The organism is Streptomyces mexicanus, from assembly GCF_902506575.1.
GTDB classification, from domain to species: Bacteria; Actinomycetota; Actinomycetes; order Streptomycetales; family Streptomycetaceae; genus Streptomyces; species Streptomyces mexicanus.
This window is the reverse complement of sequence record NZ_LR732630.1, coordinates 1-2,610: the sequence shown is the minus strand read 5'-3', so window position 1 is coordinate 2,610 and position 2,610 is coordinate 1. Positions and strand designations below refer to the sequence as shown.

Annotated in this window: 4 protein-coding genes; 3 read left to right on the top strand and 1 reads right to left on the bottom strand. The window is 75.9% G+C overall.

Annotation, left to right across the window (positions count from 1 at the left end; translation table 11 throughout):
- The 3 genes from GV126_RS33795 to GV126_RS33785 all read left to right on the top strand — a co-directional run.
- Window positions 1-905 (top strand): acyl-CoA dehydrogenase family protein (locus tag GV126_RS33795; RefSeq protein ID WP_236570358.1); only part of this gene is annotated, 905 nt, incomplete at its 5' end.
- Window positions 906-939: 34 nt separating this feature from the next.
- On the top strand, window positions 940-1,338 hold the full coding sequence (locus GV126_RS33790; protein WP_159674986.1) for a RidA family protein: 399 nt from the start codon (window positions 940-942) through the stop codon (window positions 1,336-1,338).
- Between the two features lie 172 nt (window positions 1,339-1,510).
- Window positions 1,511-1,954 carry a DUF6299 family protein gene (locus GV126_RS33785; RefSeq protein WP_159674984.1) on the top strand — a complete coding sequence of 148 codons (444 nt, stop codon included), beginning with the start codon at window positions 1,511-1,513 and terminating at the stop codon, window positions 1,952-1,954.
- A 26-nt stretch (window positions 1,955-1,980) separates the two neighbouring features.
- Here GV126_RS33785 and GV126_RS33780 read toward each other — a convergent pair whose 3' ends face one another.
- Complete coding sequence (locus GV126_RS33780) at window positions 1,981-2,529, bottom strand: DUF488 domain-containing protein (protein WP_159674982.1); 549 nt, start codon at window positions 2,527-2,529, stop codon at window positions 1,981-1,983.
- Window positions 2,530-2,610: the final 81 nt, after the last annotated feature.

Genomic DNA, 2,610 nt, shown 5'->3' with positions numbered 1-2,610 from the left:
CTTCCACACCGCCCACCGCACCGCCTACCGCACCGCCCGCCGCACCCGGCGGCGCGCCACCGCCCGGCCCCGCCGGTCCGCCGCACACCGCCTCCACGCCCCTCACCGCCCACCCGGACGGCGGCCCGCGACGCTGGCGGCTGACGGGGGAGAAGTGCTGGATCTCCAACGCCCCCGAGGCCGACTTCTACACCGTCTTCGCCCGCACCACGCCCGGCGCCGGATCGCGCGGCATCACCGCCTTCCTGGTCCCGGCCGACCGCCCCGGCCTGACCGGCAGCGCGCTGGAGATGCTCTCCCCGCACCCCATCGGCAGCTTGCGCTTCGACGGCGTCCCGGTCACGGCCGACGACGTGATCGGCGAGGTGGACCACGGTTTCCGCGTCGCCATGGGCACGCTCAACCTGTTCCGGCCCAGCGTCGGCGCCTTCGCGCTCGGCATGGCGCAGGCCGCGCTGGACGCCACCCTCGCCCACACCGCCCGCCGCGAGGCGTTCGGCGGCCCGCTCGGCGACCTGCAGGCCGTCTCCCACCAGGTGGCGGAGATGGCCCTGCGCACCGAGGCCGCCCGCCTGATGGTCTACGCGGCGGCGACGGCGTACGACGCCGGCGCACCGGACGTGCCCAAGCGCGCCGCCATGGCCAAACTCCTCGCCACCGAGACCGCCCAGTACGTCGTCGACACCGCCGTCCAGCTGCACGGCGCCCGCGCCCTGTGCCGCGGCCACCTGCTCGAACACCTCTACCGCGAGGTGCGCGCACCGCGGATCTACGAGGGCGCGAGCGAGGTGCAGCGCACGCTCGTCGCCAAGGAGCTGTACAAGGAGCGGGACGGCCGGCGCCCTCAGCAGCCGGGCAAGGAGCGGCCCGCCGGTCCGCCCGCGGACCACCGGGAGGCCCCGTGACCGCCGAACCGTCCACGGACCACCGGGAGGCCCCGTGACCGCCGAACGCGTGAACCCCGCCGAGCTGTCCCCGCCCACCGGCTTCTCGCACGCCGTCGTCGCCACCGGCTCCCGCGTGGTCTTCCTGGCCGGGCAGACGGCGCTCGACGCGGACGGCAAGGTGACCGGCGACACCCTCCCCGAGCAGTTCGAACGGGCCCTGGCCAACCTCCTCCCCGCCCTGCGCGCCGCCGGCGGCACCCCCGCCGACCTGGCCCGCGTCACCGTCTACGCCCCCGACCTCGCCGCCTCCCGCGCCCACGCCCCCCGACTCGGCCGCATCTGGCAGCACTTGGCGGGGCGCGACTACCCGGCCATGGCGGTGGTGCAGGTCGTCCGCCTGTGGGACGAGGAGGCGATGGTGGAGCTGGACGGTTTCGCCGTGCTGCCCTGAAGGAGGGGACGGGAACCGGGGGAAGGGCTCGCCACCGATGGGGTGAGATCACGGCCGTGGCGCGCCACCCACGGGTACGGGTGGAAGACCTCATACCTGACTTCCTGACCCCCTGATTCCCCAGGGGTCACCCGGCTGACCGCTCGTCACCCACCCTTGGAGGCCTTTCCCGATGCCCGTCACCCGCGTACGTTCCGCACGGGGCGCCCTCGGCGTGGCCGCCGCCGCGCTGGTCCTGACCGCCGTCCCCGCCCTGCCCGCGGCCGCCGCGGCCGAGGGCGAGAGCGTGACCGTCGACCGGACGGCCCGGCTGGCCGCCGACGGCACCGTCACGCTCTCCGGCACCTACCGCTGCCCCGGCGCCACCGGCCCCGTCTTCGTCAGCTCCGGCATCAGCCGGCAGGGCAGCGGCGTCCACTACGGCATCGGCGGCACCCGTGCCGTGTGCGACGGCGCCGAGCACACCTGGTCCAACACCGGCACACCCGCCGACCCGTTCGGCCCCGGCCCGGCCCATGTGCAGGCCGCCGTCATGGAGCTGACCTCCCACGGCCTGCTCGTGCTGCCCCGGTTCCACGCGGTGCAGGAGCAGGACGTGACGCTGACCGGGGCCTGAGCGCGCTGCCCGCGGCCGGCCGGGCGTCACCCCCCGGCCGGCCCGGCGGCGGGACCGTCGTACACCAGCAGTCCGTCCGCGCGCAGCCGCGCGCCGGCCGTCGGGACGTGCGGGCTGATCCGGCCGTCGTGCAGGAGATGCGCCACCGCAGCCCCGCGCGCCAGCACCGCGAAGTCGGCGATGAGCCGGCGGTGACAGCGCCACCACACCGTCTCCCCGCACATCACCGCCGTCGGTGTCTCGGCCGCCTCCCCGAGCAGGCGGTCCATCGCGGCGACGAACTCCGGGGAGCGGGTGTGCCCGGCGTACCCGCGGAAGGAGTCGTTGCGCCAGAAGGTGTCCGGGCTGTCCGCGGCCGGCTTGCGGAACCCGCCGAGGCCGCGTTCCCCCCGGTGGGCGATCCCGCTGTCCGGCAGCCACACGGCGAGCCGCTCCCGCAGCAGGTCGGCATCGCGCCGGCTGCCCGGGGCGGTGCGTACGTCCACCACCGAGGCGACCCCGGCGCCCCGCAGCAGGCCGGTGATCCGCTCGCGGCCGGCGGTGCCGTGCCCGAAGGTGAACAGAGGCGTCTCCATAGGCCGACATGGTGCACCGATCCCCGCCGACCCGGCATCCGCTCGGGTGCGGGGATCGGTGCACCATGTCGGCCTATGGAG

Bases quoted from the DNA above. Each gene is read 5' to 3' on its own strand.
- GV126_RS33785 (WP_159674984.1), top strand. From the start codon at position 1,511: ATGCCCGTCACCCGCGTACGTTCCGCACGGGGCGCCCTCGGCGTGGCC.
- GV126_RS33780 (WP_159674982.1), bottom strand. From the start codon at position 2,529: ATGGAGACGCCTCTGTTCACCTTCGGGCACGGCACCGCCGGCCGCGAG.